Origin of the sequence: Bradyrhizobium sp. sGM-13 (genome assembly GCF_018398875.1) — a bacterium.
In the GTDB taxonomy this organism is placed as follows: Bacteria; Pseudomonadota; Alphaproteobacteria; order Rhizobiales; family Xanthobacteraceae; genus Bradyrhizobium.
Genome location: NZ_JAGWDK010000439.1, coordinates 1 through 236, shown reverse-complemented (window position 1 = coordinate 236; position 236 = coordinate 1). Strand labels below are relative to the sequence as shown.

Genomic DNA, 236 nt, shown 5'->3' with positions numbered 1-236 from the left:
CCGTCCTGACGCGCCTGATCGACGACTCGGAGTATCTATCATCGATCGCAATTGTCTTACCGGCCAGGTCCGCGACCGACTTGACGTCGGGACCTGCCACGAGAACGGCTACGAGAGCGTCCAGCAACGCATCCAAGGTCGGGGCCGACATTCGCTCCGCGACGGCAGATGCGGCCGCCACCTGTTCCTCTGTCGTTCGGGTTTGCGGTACGTCAGTCGTTGTATGCGGATCGGCA

The 236-nt window shown here is 62.3% G+C and carries 1 pseudogene; it reads right to left on the bottom strand.

Annotated elements, in window-relative coordinates:
• A pseudogene (locus KJQ96_RS39570) lies at positions 1-181 on the bottom strand (hypothetical protein); the annotation flags it as partial.
• Positions 182-236 lie beyond the last annotated feature (55 nt).